Origin of the sequence: Flavobacterium jejuense (genome assembly GCF_006491595.2) — a bacterium.
Lineage (GTDB): Bacteria > Bacteroidota > Bacteroidia > Flavobacteriales > Flavobacteriaceae > Flavobacterium > Flavobacterium jejuense.
Map to the genome: position 1 here is coordinate 321,218 of NZ_VEVQ02000005.1, position 17,283 is coordinate 338,500.

Genomic DNA, 17,283 nt, shown 5'->3' on the forward strand with positions numbered 1-17,283 from the left:
TTGTTTGTGTTTTTAATCTATGAAATTAATTGAAACGCCTTCTATAAATACGGCATTCTCCACTGGTTTTCCGTTTAAACCTACAATAACTAGTTGCACCGTAATATTTTTGGCTCCCTTATTTAAAAGACGTTGTACTGTAGCGGTAGCATCAATTTTGTAGTTTCTTGGTTCATGATTGTGTAAGGGTCTTCTATCAAATCTACGTGTGTTAGGTAAAGGTAAATTACAATGGCCTGGACCACCAAAACAACTTCCGTTAAACGTGGAAAATTGCTCTACAAAATTATCGTTATCAGCCATAGGTGTATCCACAGAAGCATCTGGAGTATTGATAAACACTCTTATAGAAGCGTTCATTAAATTTCCTACTTGTACTTTATGCAACACAATTTCGGTTTTACGATGCGCTTCCAAGGTATGTTGAGAAACATTTGCTGGTGCTGCATTAAATTTGGTTAACCCTACTTCATTAGATACTTTATAGAAAACAGAATCTCTCATATAGGTATAACCTAATTTCTGCACACTCATTGCGTCTTTAATCGTCAACGTCCAAGGAGCCATTACTGCATCCATGTCTAGTGGTGTACCGTTATGTTGTTCTTGCCATTGTGCCCAAATTCGATCCACATTAGAATGATGTCCCCAAAACAAAGGATCAAAAGCAGTCGTTCGATTATCCGTCATCCAACCGTAAATAGGATTGTCTACATTTTGAGGATCTGCTGTTAGGTTTAATTGTTTGTATATTTTTACCCATTCTGGATTGTTGTCGGGATAATTTGGATTTGTTCCTCCTGAGAAATTATGCATGCCATTGTGCACTTTTTCCAAAGCTCCAAAATAATGATCATAAGCAGAACCTCCACCAAACTCGGCATAACTGTTAATGTCTAAAATAAGTTTTACATCATCTTTGGTTGGGTATTGCGACATGCCTGCAGTTCCATTTAGTGCTCCTGGCCATCTGTTAGGAAACCATAACGGATTTACTTCTTTTAAAACCGTATACAACACATTGATTTTTTGAGACCAAATAGCCGTATTATTTTGATTGATGATTTCGTAATTAATACCAGCTGCTTTTAGAAAACGAAGTCCGGAATTGAAGATAGTACCTTTTTTAGTCAAATTAGCCAAAGCAGTAATCTCTTTAGGAGAAAATAAAGCAGAACCATCAGTCGCTTTACTTGTATTTAACTTATCAAAGCCTTTTGTTGTTAAAAAACACCCATAAGCATCAGGTATAATTCCTAAATCGAATTGCGTATTATTAAAAGTAGTTTTGTTGACATCCGCATAATCGGTCCATGACCAATAGGGTAAGGTAATGTTCTTATCGTAATCTTGTAATTTTTGTTCGAAGAAATACAAATACAAACGGTGCCAAGGTAAAAATTGTTCCCAACCGTGCTGACACGAATTGGTGTGAATGCGTGCCCAATAATCAAAGCTTCTATCGTCTTGCCAATACGCATTGTATTGGTTCATACAATTAATGGCTTCGCGAAAAATGCCTAATTCCTCTGGAGACAACGAACTAATCTCTTTTCGTACCGTTAACCCATTGACCGATTCTTTACTAGCATTGGTAGAAACCGTAGCTTGCTGGTGTAGCATTTCACCACGAGCTAAAGCTACTAGATTGCTTGCATTCGTAAATGAAACCAATTGCAATTTGTTCGCTCTTTCTTCTTCCAATGTTAATGGACAATCGGCATCAATCCAATTGGCTATGGTTTGTATTTGTGCTACTGTAGCCACGTTTTCCGTGTCCCATAATAATCTTGGAAACATAGTGCCATCAAAAGGATATTGTCCTTTTAAACCGATAATAATACCCGATTGGGCACTCCGTTTTACCGTTGGCAAAGAACCTCCTCCTCCAGAACCTCCAGAAGGCCAGCAATCTGCTGTTCCTGTTGTAGAGGTTAAACTAGTTGAAGCCGTTATGTTTTGTTTCGTATCCAAAGGAACTGTAGCGTCTTGTTGTGAACTACAGCATCCTTCTGTTTTGACAGGACTGGCACTTTTAGTTGCTTCAGTACTAGTAGTAGAAGAACCACAACACCCAGAAGAAGCCACTATAGTAGTGCCATCGTTTTTAGGTGCAATTAATCGCTGACCATACAAAGAAGCATTTAAAAAAGTATCGGGATTTTGCCAAAAAGCATATAAGCCTTGATAACTGGGTATGGTTTTCCCTTGTAGTGTATCTAAAATGGAAACTACCTGGTCGTACAATGACTTTTCATTTGTTTTACTTGCCATGTTTAGTTTGTTTATCGTTCGGATTTCATTTACCCAAAGGAACAAAGAAATAAGCGGATATTTATAGGTAGAAATACCTGTTTTTGGAAGAAGTTGTCGGTTTTCTGTTGGCTGTAATCTGTTGTGGGTTGTAGGTTCTAGGTTGTAAGTTTTGAATTATGGCATTCACTAAGTGTCAATCCCTATTTACTTTAACCATAAAGCCTTGCCTTTATCTAATCAGGGAAATAGAGCTTCTCTAACTTTTGAGAATACTATTAAAATAAACGCTGACATAATAATTGGAGCAGATGGAAGAATGAATTCGGTTGCCAGACAATACGTTAATGGAAACAATACACCGATTTATCAAAACTTTGTCAATTGGATTGGAATATTAGAAAGTAACAAACCTATTTTTTTAGAAAACAACGTCTTGGACTTTTGGGGTCAAGGAGAACGTTTTGGAATTGTACCTATAAATAAATACAAAGGATATTGGACTGGAGGAAAATCTTTGCCTTTAAATACTTCTCTCAAAAACCGGAATAATAAAACTCAATTACTTAAAATATTTGGTTCCTGATCACCAAAAATTAAAGAAACCATACAATTAACTAAAGAAGAAAGTATTAAATATATTGAAGTTTTTGATCACAATCCTATTTCCAAATGGTATAAAAATAATGTCTGTTTAATTGGAGGCGCTGCACATGCTGCTTTACCAACTTCAGGACAAGGTGCTTGTCAAGCGATTGAAGATGCATGGCATTTTTCATCTATGTTAGAAAAGTCAAAAACAACAGAAAGTGTTTTTAGTGAATTTCAAAAAATAAGATTTGAAAAAACTACGACAATCACAATGTCAGGAAGAGATTTTGCAAAATCATTGTTTAATGAAGACTTAACATTTTGCGAACAAAGAAATGAAAACGCAAAAATAACGGATTATAAAACTGCAAGTCAAAATATAGCAAAACTATGGTCTAAAAACTTACCCAAATAAATGTATCAAAAAAGAAGCATTCGCTTTAATAAAAACACTATCAACCGCTTAACGTTTGCCTCGAACCATGTCTTTTGTTACACACAAAGACAAAACTTTTTCAAACAATTCCATGAATACTTCTTCACCATATAGTTGTTGGGTTCTTGAAATAGTACTATGTCAAGGTAAAACTTCATCAATATCGCAACGAATAAACAAACATCTAAACAGTTGGAACAATACTCTATGAGTTTTCTATCAGAATTAATTAATGTTATTCAAATAGCCTACTAAGCATATTTTGAAGAAGACAACAGGATCAATACTCTCCTGTCCTTCTTGTCCATAATACATTTTTGTGGATTTATATAGAAACCTAAAACTAATGGCTTTATCAAGCATTCCGTAAAATTATGCACCAGAATCAAGTCGATCAAATGAACTTGATAGAGTATTTTGGATTTGAGTTCTTTTTTTCCTTGCATGACTAAATTTACAAAAAAGTACTCTTTTTAATGTTGCCTTTTGTTATCTTTGATGGAGCTACATGCTACAAACAATTTGGATATTAGGCTTAATTTATAGTCGGTTTTGTATTTAAAAGATTTGGCAAATCCGAAAAATAGGGTTTAATTTAGTCCTAAACTGCTTGTAGTGAGAAAACGTTAGCGATTCATTATAAAACGACACTCATCAACTAACAAATAAAATGAATAATATAGAGATTAAAGAGATTAAGGCTGACCAAGTTAATCAGTATAAAAAATTTCTAGCTTTCGGGCTTATTAATGATGAAGAAAATTTTAGGATTACCCCTAATGACGACTTAAATGCTCCTTTCCCAACTAAAGACAAAGTTGACAGTTTTACACTTGGAGCATATTCAAACAAGGAATTGGCAGGTATTGTAAGTTTTACACGTGACGGTGGAGATAGAGAAAAATTAAGACATAAAGGTATTCTATTTAGAATGTATGTTTCCAAAGACTTTCGTGGACAAGGAATTGCCAAAATATTAATTAAAAAACTAATTGAAAGAGTAGAAAAAATATCTGACATTGAACAAATCAATTTGACAGTAATTGCAAATAATGACAATGCAAAAAAACTCTACGAAAAATTTGGCTTTGTACTATTTGGTTCAGAAAATAACGCAATAAAATGGAAAGGAAAATATTTTAATGAAGACCAAATGAAATTAAACTTAAAATAAAACTAAGAAAAAGAAACCACAAACCGCTAACAAGGGTTTTGCATTAGGTGGACTGAAGTGCTAAATTCATCAACAGTTTTTCAATTAAACTTTTGTGCTTCAATTTGTCGCCCAAGCGCAAAGCCCCAAACCGTTATATTATAATATTTAACTCTCCATGAAAAAAACACTTCTTCTATTACTTTTTGGAATTTTGATAAACCTTTCGTTTGTACTTGTAAACTTTTAGTTTAAATTTACTCAGTAGACGCAAGTAAAAAGCCGGTAAAGAATATATTAAACACCTATGAAAAAAGCCCTTTTCCTAATCCTTTTTGGATTATTCTTAAATGTATCTGCACAAGAAGTCAAATCCATCTATACCTTTAAAAAAGAACAGCAAAAAAAGCTATTCCACTATTCTGAGTTAGACAGTCTGGTTTTGTATAATAATGGAAACTTTTATCGTTGCTATCATTATAAGTATCATGAGATTCATTATTCAGAATTAAAAGGAAACTGGAGCATTGAAAATGGTCTTTTGTATTTAAACGCTACAGCTAATAAATCAAGTGTTGAAGATGTTGAAGATAAAGAATGGTTAAACTGTAATGAAGTACTAACCTATTGTATCAAAAAGAAGCAATTGATTCCTTTTGAAACACACTTTAAATCCTATGCAAAACAGTGCTTGAAGTTGATTGAATAAAACAATTATCTCTATGTTTTTTATTTAAAATTCCACGAGGAGTATTGCACTTATAATCTTTTGCATTAAATTTATTCCCTTGATACAAAAAAAACATTATACCCATTAACTTAAATAAAAAATAACACTTACATGAATAGTTACCTTATCATTGAAAACAATAAAGAAGTGACCATTAAAAGTATCAAACAATGGCATACTTACGGTGGATTATTGGAAGGAATTCCAAATGATAAAATGAATGCTAGAATTATTGAAAGAACTAAGATAGAAGCAAAAGAGTTTTCTCATATGGAAGAAATCTATTTGATTGAACCTAAAGAAATGCCAATAGATTATGATGGGAAATACCCTTTTGGTAATCCTGCTGCGCTACCTGGAGTAACTTGTGTGGCAGAATTATGGCATAATGATGTTTTTAGAGATACTAATAAAATGTTTTCAAGTCTTTGTATTATTTGGTTTCAAGAAGATTATGCTTTTCCAATTGATGAAGAGATAGTAAAGGCTATAAAAGAAATTCCATTTAGTAAAATATGTGGAGAATTTGACTATTAGTAGCAATTTTTCTCTCTTCATATTGTAAAGTTTTATTTTTGATTTTTATTACCAATTACTTTCCACAAGTTTCCAGTTTTCACTTACATCCTACTCTATTTTAAACCCGCTACTTGCTACTTCACCACAAAAACACCCCAAATAACCTAAAATTTTATCTCAGAAACTTAAAATTTTATCTCAGGAACTTAAAATTTTAAGTCCGGGACTTAAAATTTTAGGTTGGTAGACGTAAAATTTTATCTCGGGAACATAAAATTTTAACGCAGAGACATAAAATTTTATGTTTTTTCACCTATTTAACATATCTATAACATATTTCTTACAATTTATGGCACATCGTTTGTAAATAGTTTCTTATAACAATTAAAATATACAAATATGTCATTAAACAACTTAGGAGTATACCATCTTACTCCAGCTCAGAAACAAGCTATTGATGATGCCTTAACCAGCATCGAAGCAAATTTGACCGCTGTTACTCAAAACTTATCTTCTGAAGAACGTCAGAAGTTTGGTAGCATTAAAGAGACCAATAAGTTATTGGTCAACAAGTGTAGAGAGTTCCAACAAACTCAAGCATCTTTAGCCTCACCAGATGTGGACTGGGTAGAATTTGAAGACGATTATCAAGATCGCGTTTTTGCAGATACCCGATTAGACCGTTTGGCAACGTTAACAAGAATGTTGAGTGATTTTAAAATTGTACACGATTACGACAACTATCAGGATGCTCTTACGGATTATGATTACAGCAAGTACAAATCGAGTACTAAAACCCCAGGTTATACTGGAAAAGTAGACGAATTGAGACAGTTTTTTCCGAATACCTCTGCTAGTAGCACCCTCAATACAAAAAACGAAACGAATTTATCAGAGTAATAGTCGCGCTTTTTTCTTGCCATGTGTAATTCATAGATTCAATATTTTGACTATTACTCGAAAAGAGTGTCTTTATTAGGCACTCTTTTTTTTTGAAGTATATTTATCAGTGTGATTGAAAAACTATAACGTTAATTATGAAGAAGTTGTACCCTATTAATTGGTCTTAATTCTCACCCCTGGATTATAAATATCAGTAGAGGCTTCTATTGTAGTATGCCACTTTTTATTTTTATAGGCTAAATTCCAGTCTTTATACTGTTTTCCATTTACATACACTTTAGTTTTGGCGACTTTTTCGTGTTGTCCATAAAACAAAGGATAGGATTTTTTTGGTAATTCATCGCTAGTATAGTTACTATTAATTATCAATTCGGTTATGCCGTCTCCATCTATATCTGTTTGAATGCTATTCACGTTTAGAATTTTAGTATAGGTTCCGTCTATAATCATTTGATGAATGGCTTGATTAAAACGATTCATAATTTCAGAAGCGTTTGGTATATTTTTTCTGATAGCCAAATGGAGCTTTTTAATTTGAAAAGGAACTTCTGCAATACTTAAATATTTTTCAACATCATTTACTTGGTGTTTGAAGAGATAATGAATTAATAACTCATCAACCAACATATAATCGATTGTTTTATCAAACAATTTTTCAAGATTCTCCTGATCATTTTTACTATAAACAATTTCAAAATTTTGAGCGTTTAAAACATTGGCATCATAAGCATAGTTTGCTACTAAACCTATTTTATATCTTGTAAGTTCCGCTATTTTTGTAAAGCTAACATCTCTACCCTTTAATCCAACAAGTACTAATCTATTTTCTAAATAGGGTTTAGAAAAAAGCAATGTTTCTTCTCTTTCTGAAGTTTTCCATATCGCTCCACATCCATCGATTTCTTGATTATTAATTGCAGTTAAGACCTTTTCAAAGTCGATAATCTCATGATCAACCGAAATTTGACTTCTAGTTAATGCTTCATTAACAATATCTAATGCTAAGGACTTTTTGGTACTCTCATTTGTAAAAGGTGGCCATGCATCAGAAGCCAATTTCAAGTTGAAAATTTGCGCATGTATTACTAGAGAAACACCTAAAATGAAAAGCAAGGAAAGATTTTTTTTATGGAACCAAATATTCATAAGATTATAGTTAAAGTACTGAAATATACAAAATTAGCTTTATTTCTTGCTACTATATTTTATTTTTTTTAAATTTAACAAAACAAAAAAACAGAAAACATGAAAAAAATCCTTACCATTTTGGCTGCCATTTTTATATTGACAGCTTCTTATTCTCAAGAAGAGACTAAAACTGATGCCATCACCGTGTATATCATAAGAAATACGAAATCAATGGGAGCATTAACAAAGTTTAAAGTATTTGTTGATGATGCACTTAAGTGTAAGCTTAAAAACCAACATTATATTAAGACTGTTTTATCACCTGGATTGCATAAATTTTCCGTTCAAATGAGTGGTTCCAATGCAAAAACTGACATTGATCATTTTGAATTAACATTAGAACCCAATAAAACCTACTATTTAAATGTTGAAACACCTGGATCTGTATTAGGATCGAGTTCTTTTATAGAAATTACCGATCACACAGCAGAAAAAATGATCCCTAAATTAAATGAACAAAAAGATTGTTTATAAACTATAGTACAAATATATACCTGCTATTTTACTGTTTTTAAATTATAATTTATTAATTCTAGAACTATTTTATAAATCCTATTTCAATAATAGTGGTTACTATATTGCTAATTAAAACTTACAATCTATGGAAAATTCATTTAAAACCGTTTCCTTTATTTATAAGGCTATTTCATTTTTTATCTTCTTTTTATCCATTTCCACTTTTTCTCAGGATAAAACAGATGTAATCGTGATGCTTGATGGGGAAGAAAAAAAAGGCCAAGTAGTTGCTATTAATGAAAACGTTATCTCGTTTATTTATAGTAATGAAACTTTAAAATACGAAATTAAAAAGAATGAAATCAGTAAAATTATCTTTGCGAGTGGACGAACTCAGGAATTTTCAAAACAGCCAAGTGATGTTAAAGCAAATCCTATTTCAAATGCATCAGATAGAAAAGGTAAAATGGCTGTTGTGCCTTTTTTAATTATTACCAATATGGATTCTGTAGATAAAGACGCATTTAGCAGACAAATTCAGAGTGATTGTTCCAATATTATCAAACAAGAATCACCTATGATTGATGTAATAGATGTAAGGATAGTGAATGCTACTTTAGCGAAAAATAATATTACAGTGAATGACCTTCAAAATATGCTCCCTACTGAATTAGCCGAAGTTTTAGGTGTTGAGTATGTCGTTTTAGGGTCTTATGAAATTGAGAACACAGGTACTAGGACTACAGGGTCTTCTGTAAGCACTTATAAATCTAAGAAAGATGACAATAGAAGAAAGGGAACAGAAATCAATTCAGGAAGTTCTACAACAACAGATACTTTCAATTCTAAAATAACTATTGATATTTATAATGATAAAGGCTCTAGTATTTATTCCGCAGCTCGAAAACCTTTTGCGGCAGGTTTAGATAAATATCATAGTACGATAAGTTATTTAATAAAAAGAGCCCCTTTTGGTAGTAAAAGATAGATAATTAAAACGGTTTATAAGTAGAATTATAAACCGTTTTTATTTCTATATAGAACACCCATTTTTTCTATCGATTTCTTCTATCTTTTAAATTTATAAATTTTTAGAAGTGAATCGTAAAACTCTATAATTTAAACGATTAAAATAGAATATAATTTAATTCTTAATCTGAATATTTGGTTTTCATGGCATTTAGTAAATACCTTTTTTTGTTATTTAGTGTAATTAATCTTTAAGAAAAATTAAAAAATTTAACCAAACGAGATAATTAAGAGGAAATTTTATTATTTAAGTTCCATGAGAATACCTATAGCAATACTAATTATAAATAGTAAAGCAAAGAAGCCTACAATTAATAAAATGAAGAATAGGGTTCGTAAAAGTAATGTCTTCCTACTTAACCCAAATATTTTTTTAAAGGCATACGCAAAATAAAACATTTGAAACAAAAACATTAGCATGTTAATAGTTACTATGAGTTTGCTATTAATAGCTGAGAAAAGTAAAACAATTGTGGTAATGATAGTAGCTTCAGAATAGAGATAAATGTTAATGATAAAATGTTCTGCCCAGTTATAATCTTTGCATTTTGAAAATAAAATTTTAGAAAACAATACATAAACAGGTATAAAAAGTACAGCCATAACATTAGAGTACTCTGCTATATACGAATTTATTTTTAACGCCATTTCTTTTTGCGTTTCGTTATCATAAGAAGCAACAGTAGCCTCCATCATTTTACTGTAATCTATAAAACCTTTTTGTATCAAATAAAAATACAAACCCGATAAAGTTAGAGCAAAAGCAAAATAAGAAATGGGATTAAAATACTTCACCCTTTTCCCTTCTACATAACCATTAATTACCTCTTGTGGTTGCTTTAATAAAGTGAGAAAGGTTTGATAAAATTTATTATCAATGTTAAAGAACTTATCTAAAATTTCGGCAGAAATTGTTTTAAAAGTAATTCTATTTACAATTACTTTTCCGCCACATTCTGGGCAAAACTTTTGATTAGTAGTTAATTGGTTTTGGCAATTCTTACACTCCATGGTTTGATGATTTATTTTTCAAATATATATTAAATTTTTTTTGAATACTCAAAAATAGTCTGTTGTTTTACTTAGAATACATCTTGTACAACTAAAAAGGATAGTTTATGTTTGTAGGTATAAAAGAATTAAAAATAACTTGAACTTGTACTAAAGCTATAGTAGCTTGTACATACAAATTAATGAGTTCTTTTCATTATTAACTGAACCTTTTGAATGAGAAATACACTATTCCTATTCTTCGCCCTATTTTGTTACAATCTTATGGCACAAGACAATACAATTGAAAAAGTGATACTGGATTTTAATTATTTTAAACATTACGATACACAGTATACAATTGATTTTAATAAAAATAAGGTGTTTTGTAAAATGAAGCATAAAATACCTAAAAATAAAGAGAAAATACTTTCAATAAAAATATACAGTTTTACTAGTCAACAAGTAACAAAATTCAAAAAAGAATTAAATCAAAATATTCCAAATTCAAACATTCATAAATCAGAATCTGCTCTTGATGGTGGAGGATTTATTATAAGTTATTTCAAAAAAGATGGTACTACTTCGAAATTATCAACAAGAAATATCTCTAGAAACTCAAAAAAGTATAAAGCAGAATTTAATTTAATTGATAGTTTCTTTGAGTTCATCTATTCTGTTGTAGATGATGATGAGGGATTAAAAATCCTTGATGAATCGTATGAACCTTATTTTTATGGTTTACCAATTAGAAAAGTTGCAGAAAATCCTTTAGAATATAAAATTTGGGGAAGCATAAGTGGTGATGTAACTTGGAACAATCAATTAACTCCTTTTTTAGATGGTTTACCTAAAAATCAATGTATAATTATAGATTGTGATAATCAATTAAGTTACTCTTGGCAAGAAGACATTTTAAGATTGTATATTTTAAAAAATTCAACTATTCAATTTGCAAATATGGATTGGTTAAAACACACAAGAGAATATCTGATTGAATTTAAAGAGGAACTTAAAACATGTAAAGATAATGAAGAGGAAATGGAAAAGCTAAAGAAAACCACAACCTATGATTTATACATGAATAATACAACCGAAATTAATAAATGGTTAGAAATACCCAAAAACTCCATTTCAAAAACAGTGGAACAATGTAGAGAAAACTGTCGCTAAAAAATCATTTTTAATAATTGCTAGATTTAGAAAACTATTTGGAAATAAAATAACAAGAGTGAATCTAATAATGATAAAGAAATTTTACCACAATATACTTCCTAAATATGAACCATTATAAATTTAATTTTTATGAAAAAAAAGAATTCGTTTCAGTAATTAAAATTGAAATTCCTAAACTTATTGAAATATATGATCAGGAAATTAGATATTATCACAATTACTGTAAAAAACTTCCAAAAGATGCACCAAGGCACATTGAATTTAGAGAAATAAGTAAACTAAAAGCAAAATTAGTTGAAGGATTGACTGAAAAGGTTGATATTGATTTCGGAAATAATGAAGACTATGTTTCTTCTTTTTCAATGAAAATTGTTCGTAAGATTGATTTCCATTCGATTTATTGTAAAAAATGCGAGAAGGAATATTTTAAAAATGAAGTTTGTTTTACAGATTGGACAACTGGAAGTGGATTAGCTGCGTCAGGTGGAAAATCAGTGTTTTGTTTAAATAATCATTTTATCTGCGGCTTTTTAGAATGGGATTCTTAAAAACTTATACTAACAGCCATTTTAGCTATTGCTAGACTCGGCTTGTATTCAAAATTTTCTCTAAAAATTACATCAAAAGCTTAATAATTCTTATCTTTTGACCTAAATTTACGCAACTAACACAAGTCTTAAACCATTATTTAGTAGTAAAAACAAAAGAATGAAAAAGAAATATTCGATAGAAGGGAGTTACCAAATAAATGGTAATGAAGAAAAAAAATTTGAAATAGAGTTTGACAATCTTCCTGAAAATGAAGAAAAGAACAACAAACTATTGGAATTGCTTAATAAACCTTGGAGACTAATTAAAGAAGGTGGAAAATTAGGTGTAAATGGAGTAAAACGTTTTTTAACAGTTCTATTTCTTTTTGCTTTATCAAATACTATTTTATTTTTTTATGCTATTAGTCGGTTACTATCAACAGATTTTGAGTTTACAAAAATAGTAATTATACTACTTGTTTTACTTATTGGCTTGGGCATCACAATTTATTCTGCATATAGAACATATCAATATGTTATAATAGATACAATGAGAGTTATTTATGAAAATCTATCTTCATTTTTTCAAAAGATAAGCGAGTTAATAATCGATAAAGTTGAAAATTTATTCCAAGGCAAAGTAAACTTAACTGATAATCAATTAAAAAATGCCTTAGATTTTGGAAAAATGGTTAACTCAAAATATCAAAAAACTCCAAAATTTCTACGTAAAGGAATCATACTTATTTTAAACAAAATCCCATTTGTTGGAATGCTTATTGATTTAAAAGAAGATATTTCAAAAAACAACAAACTTGAAGCAAGTACAAAGCTTTATAATAAAATGGATAGATTCATATCAGACTCCATTTTTGGTAATAACAATACTAGATGGGTATGGTGGTTGCTTCCTTTTAATATTATTATACTACTTGTTTTGATAAAATTTAAAATAGGATAAACACTACACAACATCGTAATAAAAATAGGCGTTTAGATGTTTAAGAGATAGATATTTTTGTCAATTTAACATCCGTTATTAAGCGAAAAATTGGAGTATAAATCTGCAGCCTTTCATACACAAAAACATTGGCTATACTTTCCAAACTAATGAAAAATGAAAAAATGAAAAGAATAATTGTCCTCGCTGCATTACTAATTTTTGGTTGCCAATCTCCTAAGAAAACCAAAGAACATCCTTTTAATCAATTAACCAACTTAATTGACCAATATGCTGATAATACTTTAGAAAAAGGAAATATTAATTCATTAGCTATAACAATATATAAAGAGGGTCAAGTTTATCTAAAATTAGTAAGAAACGTTAATCAACAGTATATTTATAAACAACAATAAAAGAAAATTTTTTAATATTTCAGAAATTTAATGGATGAAAACAAATTGACAACATTTAAGACCAATCAAAAAAACAGTAATGCTATTTGATACTTTAGAATATATTACCATAGAAAAGCAAACCACAAGTTTTCCAAAACATTTTCACGAAACGTTTTGTATTTCACTAATTCATCAAGGTGTAGAACAAATTGAATTTGAAAACCATAGTCTTTTTACGGAAGCTGGTAGTATATCGATAACGAACCCTTACGAAATACACTCTAATCCTATCATCGATGAAGATTCTTGTTTGAAATTTGATACCATTTATGTGCCAAATGCTATCATGAAATCTATTTTAAATGGGGAAAATATTAAGTTTATAACCCGACAAATCACTAGTAAAAAAGCGAATGAAGAATTTTTACTAGTAAAAAAGGCTATTGATTCAAAAAATGCGGAACGAATAGAATTACATCTATCTGAATTTGCCAATACCTTAAAATGCTATTCACAAGAAAATGAAGAAGAGTATTCCAATTTAAATTTCGATACCTTCAATCCCATAATCGATTATATCGAAACCCATATTTTCGATAAATTCAACCTTAATGAGTTATCCAAAATGGCTCACATCAACAAATTTGGATTTGCTAAGAAATTCAAAGTGGCAACAGGTATGACGCCCATGAATTATATTTTAATGCGGAAAATATTTTCTAGTAAAAAGGCAATTCAATCTGATACAGAACTTACCGATATAGCGTATCAATACGGCTTTACTGATATGGCACATTATTCTAAAACGTTTAAGCGTTTTATTGGAATTTCTCCTAAGCAATATAAAGAAAGTACCCTTGTAAAAACAAAATAACCAATATTATACAAGTACCTATCCTTACATACAATTACTTTTGGAAAAAAACAACCAATGAACAAAGTAACGTATCTATTTCTTTTCTTTTTAATACCAGTAAATCTAGTATTTTCTCAATCTATTAATGATCCCTTCTCGCAAAAAAAGATGACAAAGGATTTTGAAATCTTTAAAAACATACGATTAGAAGCCAACTCCGGACTTTACAAATACAGAACAAAAGCACAAATCGATAGTATTTATAATTGGGCTGAAATAGCAATTAAAAAATCAACAACGTATCGCGATTTTTTTAATATTATATGCCAACTAACCGATTTTGAAGGCAGTTTACACAATGATACTTATTTACCAAAAAAGATAAGTCAATCCTTAAGAAATGAAGAAAGTGGGTATTTCCCTTATCCTATAAAATGGATAGCCAACAAATGGATTATCAATTATGACAAAGGGGAAATTCCTTTAGGGTCTGAAATTCTATCTATCAACGATGAAAAAATAGAAACTATTGTCAAAAATATTTATAAATATTACACGACAGATGGTGTAAACACTACAGGAAAGCGAATTGGAATAACCAAAAATTTTAGTAAGTATTTTCGTTTACATTATGGAAGTTGCAAGCAATTTACCATTACATACAAAACAAAAGAGACAAACGAAATTAAAAAAACAACACTAACAAGTATCTCAAATAGTGCATATTCTAAAAATGTAGCTCATAGATATTCGCAACCTTTCGATCAAGTTAATTATAAGCATTGGCAAGAAAATGAAATCTACAATTATAAATCAATTGATACAGAAACAGGAATATTAACCATCAATAGTTTTTCAATAGGTAATGAAAATGATCCCAAACATCTAAAATACGTTTCCTTTTTAGATAGTGTTTTTACTAGCATCAATGCAAAGAATATTAAAAATGTAATAGTTGACATACGTTATAATGGTGGAGGAACTGATCCTAATGATATAGTAACGTATTCTTATTTAACCAATAGAAATTTTTCAGAAAACAAACAGGCCTGGATTAGTTTCCATAAAATTCCTTATTTGAAATATATTGATTCAAATATTCCTGCCTTTTTAAGACCACTAGGTGTTGGGAAATACAATCGAGAATTCCAAAAAGATTTTCCCAAAAAAGAAAAGGAACATTTTTATCAAGACTCTACTAGTAACGACCATAAAGTTTGGGTACCCAATAAAAATGCCTTTAATGGCTCTGTTTATTTACTAATTAGTCCAAGAGTGGCATCTGCTGGGAGCTTATTTGCTGCCATGGTAGCTGGTAATCAAAATACAATTGTGATTGGAGAAGAAACAATGGGCAGTTACTATGGGCACAATGGTCATACCAAATTGGAATATGTCCTACCCAATTCAAAGTTAGGCATTAGTTTTTCAGTTGTAAATTTAGAGCAAGATGTACCCAAAAAAGAGAACCAAGTATACAATAGAGGTATTATTCCAGATTATAAAGTAAGTCAAACCTACGAAGACTACCTGAAGCAAAAAGACACACAAATGGACTTTGTACTAGATTTGATAAAAAAGAATAGAGCACAATAAACACTTTTTTTTTATCAATAACTGCCATTTGCAGTAATCAGTAGGCACCAATTAAGTTCATAATTTTGCACTTATGCTCATTTATACTACATTTACGCAAAAGCAAAATTCATAACCTTTGTCTGTAATTAAACCAATACTATGAAGAATTACATTCTTTTATGTTTACTTATAACCTTTTCAAATCAATCACTATTTGCTTGTAAATGTCAACAAATTGATGATATTAAATCCGATTATGTATCAACTGATGCAATAATTCATGCTAAGGTTATTGCTAAAGAATTTGTAAGTTTTGCAAGTACTGTAAATGAAAAAGGAATCCAATTAATACAATCTGCATATCATTCTGAAAAAGAAAAAATAGACTTCTTAGAAAAGGACTGGATAATAAAAATCAAAATGGAAATCGTAAGCGTTTATAAAGGAAAAAAACTTTCAAAATATATTACTGTCTATACCTCTCGACTTGCTGCAACTTGTGGTTATTTGAATTTTGACATCGGACAAGAATATCAAGTTTATCTATCTAATGATTGTTATTTTGATCATGTATTTAAAAAAGCAGCTTTAAAGTCTAAAAATTATAATGGGTATTGGACAAACGTATGTACAAGAACAAAAACCTTTAGTCTAGAAGAAGATAAAAATCTGAAAGCATTAATGGCAAAATGATAAACTACATATAATGGTCAAATATAACAATCACCCTGCTTTTGCTGAAACCTATTAACTGACAGAACTAGTAAAAAGATTACCTATAATTTTAAAATAAATCAACCATGAAACGACTGCTATCCTTATTATTACTTTTCGTTGGATTTATTCTATCATGCAACTCAAATAACAGTAAGAAAAGTGATACTTCAACTTCTCGTCTTCTTCCTGAACCTGATGTTTTGGAAAGACTTAACTATCAGAAAACAAGTATTGATACCCTTTTCAAGTACAGCGAAGATAAGTTACTCGTTTTAGCCAAACTGATTGACAAGAACGAAATAGTACAAATTAAAAACGGTAATTTTCCTGAAAACGTGGAAGTTACTTTTAACATTCTCAAAGACAGTTTAGGACAAATTATTTCAGCTTCTGAATTTCCCTTTAGTGAAAGTGGAGATTGGAATATAACCCTAACACACTACTTTGACAAAGACGGTAAAACTTTTGCTTTTGAAAGACAAACGAACTTTTTTAATAGCATTTGCACAGATGGAGTTGCTTACGAAACAAAAACTGAATTTTATAACAGTGACTTTCAATTAATTGATAAAATGTATAAACTAGTAGATCAGAATAACAATAGCTTACAAAAAGATAGTTGTCAATTTCCTTATGACTATGAATACAAAATATTGGCAGATATTGACAACTATTTAAATACAAATAGCATCAAAAACAGTAAGTAATAACAATACCTAACAATATAACAGTTTTTTGTAATTCGCTTAAGCATTTGAAGTTGATATTGTCTTAGCTACTTCTGGGATGCTTATAGCATGACAAGTTTGTGGATATAGTTTGTAGTTTAGAATAAATAAC

Annotated in this window: 19 protein-coding genes and 1 pseudogene; 17 read left to right on the top strand and 3 right to left on the bottom strand. The window is 30.1% G+C overall.

Annotation, left to right across the window (positions count from 1 at the left end):
• Nucleotides 1-12: 12 nt before the first annotated feature.
• A complete protein-coding gene (locus FIA58_RS09885; RefSeq protein WP_140962315.1) occupies nt 13-2,274 on the bottom strand; it encodes a tyrosinase family protein in 2,262 nt (753 codons plus the stop codon).
• Nucleotides 2,275-2,479: 205 nt separating this feature from the next.
• Between FIA58_RS09885 and FIA58_RS09890 the strand changes: the two genes are divergently transcribed.
• The 7 genes and pseudogenes from FIA58_RS09890 to FIA58_RS09915 all read left to right on the top strand — a co-directional run bounded on the left by FIA58_RS09890 (nt 2,480) and on the right by FIA58_RS09915 (nt 6,582).
• The gene (locus FIA58_RS09890; protein WP_140962316.1) at nt 2,480-2,839 is read left to right on the top strand and encodes a flavin-dependent monooxygenase; all 360 of its coding nucleotides are present in this window, start codon (nt 2,480-2,482) and stop codon (nt 2,837-2,839) included.
• Nucleotides 2,840-2,917: 78 nt separating this feature from the next.
• Nucleotides 2,918-3,028: pseudogene (locus FIA58_RS21815) on the top strand (FAD-dependent monooxygenase); the annotation flags it as partial.
• Between the two features lie 6 nt (nt 3,029-3,034).
• Nucleotides 3,035-3,259 (top strand): hypothetical protein, encoded by a 225-nt coding sequence (locus FIA58_RS09895; RefSeq protein WP_243754658.1) that lies wholly within the window; start codon nt 3,035-3,037, stop codon nt 3,257-3,259.
• Nucleotides 3,260-3,950: 691 nt separating this feature from the next.
• Nucleotides 3,951-4,454, top strand: coding sequence for a GNAT family N-acetyltransferase (locus FIA58_RS09900; RefSeq protein ID WP_140962318.1), 504 nt, complete (start codon nt 3,951-3,953; stop codon nt 4,452-4,454).
• Nucleotides 4,455-4,740: 286 nt separating this feature from the next.
• Entirely contained in the window at nt 4,741-5,142 is a 402-nt protein-coding gene (locus tag FIA58_RS09905) for a hypothetical protein (protein ID WP_140962319.1), read from the top strand.
• A 132-nt stretch (nt 5,143-5,274) separates the two neighbouring features.
• On the top strand, nt 5,275-5,700 hold the full coding sequence (locus tag FIA58_RS09910) for a hypothetical protein (protein WP_140962320.1): 426 nt from the start codon (nt 5,275-5,277) through the stop codon (nt 5,698-5,700).
• 381 nt (nt 5,701-6,081) lie between these two features.
• The gene (locus tag FIA58_RS09915; RefSeq protein ID WP_140962321.1) at nt 6,082-6,582 is read left to right on the top strand and encodes a hypothetical protein; all 501 of its coding nucleotides are present in this window, start codon (nt 6,082-6,084) and stop codon (nt 6,580-6,582) included.
• A 156-nt stretch (nt 6,583-6,738) separates the two neighbouring features.
• Here FIA58_RS09915 and FIA58_RS09920 read toward each other — a convergent pair whose 3' ends face one another.
• Nucleotides 6,739-7,698 carry a substrate-binding periplasmic protein gene (locus FIA58_RS09920; RefSeq protein WP_208022791.1) on the bottom strand — a complete coding sequence of 320 codons (960 nt, stop codon included), beginning with the start codon at nt 7,696-7,698 and terminating at the stop codon, nt 6,739-6,741.
• A gap of 132 nt (nt 7,699-7,830) precedes the next feature.
• On the opposite strand from FIA58_RS09920, the gene FIA58_RS09925 reads away from it, so the two are divergent.
• The gene (locus tag FIA58_RS09925) at nt 7,831-8,247 is read left to right on the top strand and encodes a DUF2846 domain-containing protein (protein ID WP_140962323.1); all 417 of its coding nucleotides are present in this window, start codon (nt 7,831-7,833) and stop codon (nt 8,245-8,247) included.
• A 127-nt stretch (nt 8,248-8,374) separates the two neighbouring features.
• Nucleotides 8,375-9,217, top strand: coding sequence for a hypothetical protein (locus FIA58_RS09930; RefSeq protein ID WP_140962324.1), 843 nt, complete (start codon nt 8,375-8,377; stop codon nt 9,215-9,217).
• A 284-nt stretch (nt 9,218-9,501) separates the two neighbouring features.
• Here the strand turns inward: FIA58_RS09930 and FIA58_RS09935 are convergent, their stop codons facing one another.
• The gene (locus FIA58_RS09935) at nt 9,502-10,269 is read right to left on the bottom strand and encodes a DUF3667 domain-containing protein (RefSeq protein ID WP_140962325.1); all 768 of its coding nucleotides are present in this window, start codon (nt 10,267-10,269) and stop codon (nt 9,502-9,504) included.
• A gap of 372 nt (nt 10,270-10,641) precedes the next feature.
• Here FIA58_RS09935 and FIA58_RS09940 point away from each other — a divergent pair, with 372 nt between their 5' ends.
• The 8 genes from FIA58_RS09940 to FIA58_RS09975 all read left to right on the top strand — a co-directional run bounded on the left by FIA58_RS09940 (nt 10,642) and on the right by FIA58_RS09975 (nt 17,150).
• Nucleotides 10,642-11,421, top strand: coding sequence for a hypothetical protein (locus FIA58_RS09940; protein ID WP_140962326.1), 780 nt, complete (start codon nt 10,642-10,644; stop codon nt 11,419-11,421).
• A gap of 107 nt (nt 11,422-11,528) precedes the next feature.
• Nucleotides 11,529-11,972: a hypothetical protein gene (locus FIA58_RS09945; protein ID WP_140962327.1), complete on the top strand. Its 444-nt coding sequence runs from the start codon at nt 11,529-11,531 to the stop codon at nt 11,970-11,972.
• Between the two features lie 160 nt (nt 11,973-12,132).
• Nucleotides 12,133-12,915, top strand: a complete 783-nt coding sequence (locus FIA58_RS09950) for a hypothetical protein (protein ID WP_140962328.1) — start codon at nt 12,133-12,135, stop codon at nt 12,913-12,915.
• 164 nt (nt 12,916-13,079) lie between these two features.
• Complete coding sequence (locus FIA58_RS09955; protein ID WP_140962329.1) at nt 13,080-13,310, top strand: hypothetical protein; 231 nt, start codon at nt 13,080-13,082, stop codon at nt 13,308-13,310.
• 79 nt (nt 13,311-13,389) lie between these two features.
• Complete coding sequence (locus FIA58_RS09960) at nt 13,390-14,166, top strand: AraC family transcriptional regulator (protein WP_140962330.1); 777 nt, start codon at nt 13,390-13,392, stop codon at nt 14,164-14,166.
• Between the two features lie 150 nt (nt 14,167-14,316).
• Nucleotides 14,317-15,744 carry a S41 family peptidase gene (locus FIA58_RS09965; protein ID WP_243754659.1) on the top strand — a complete coding sequence of 476 codons (1,428 nt, stop codon included), beginning with the start codon at nt 14,317-14,319 and terminating at the stop codon, nt 15,742-15,744.
• A 141-nt stretch (nt 15,745-15,885) separates the two neighbouring features.
• Nucleotides 15,886-16,419: a hypothetical protein gene (locus tag FIA58_RS09970; RefSeq protein WP_140962332.1), complete on the top strand. Its 534-nt coding sequence runs from the start codon at nt 15,886-15,888 to the stop codon at nt 16,417-16,419.
• A 107-nt stretch (nt 16,420-16,526) separates the two neighbouring features.
• The gene (locus tag FIA58_RS09975) at nt 16,527-17,150 is read left to right on the top strand and encodes a hypothetical protein (RefSeq protein WP_140962333.1); all 624 of its coding nucleotides are present in this window, start codon (nt 16,527-16,529) and stop codon (nt 17,148-17,150) included.
• Nucleotides 17,151-17,283: the final 133 nt, after the last annotated feature.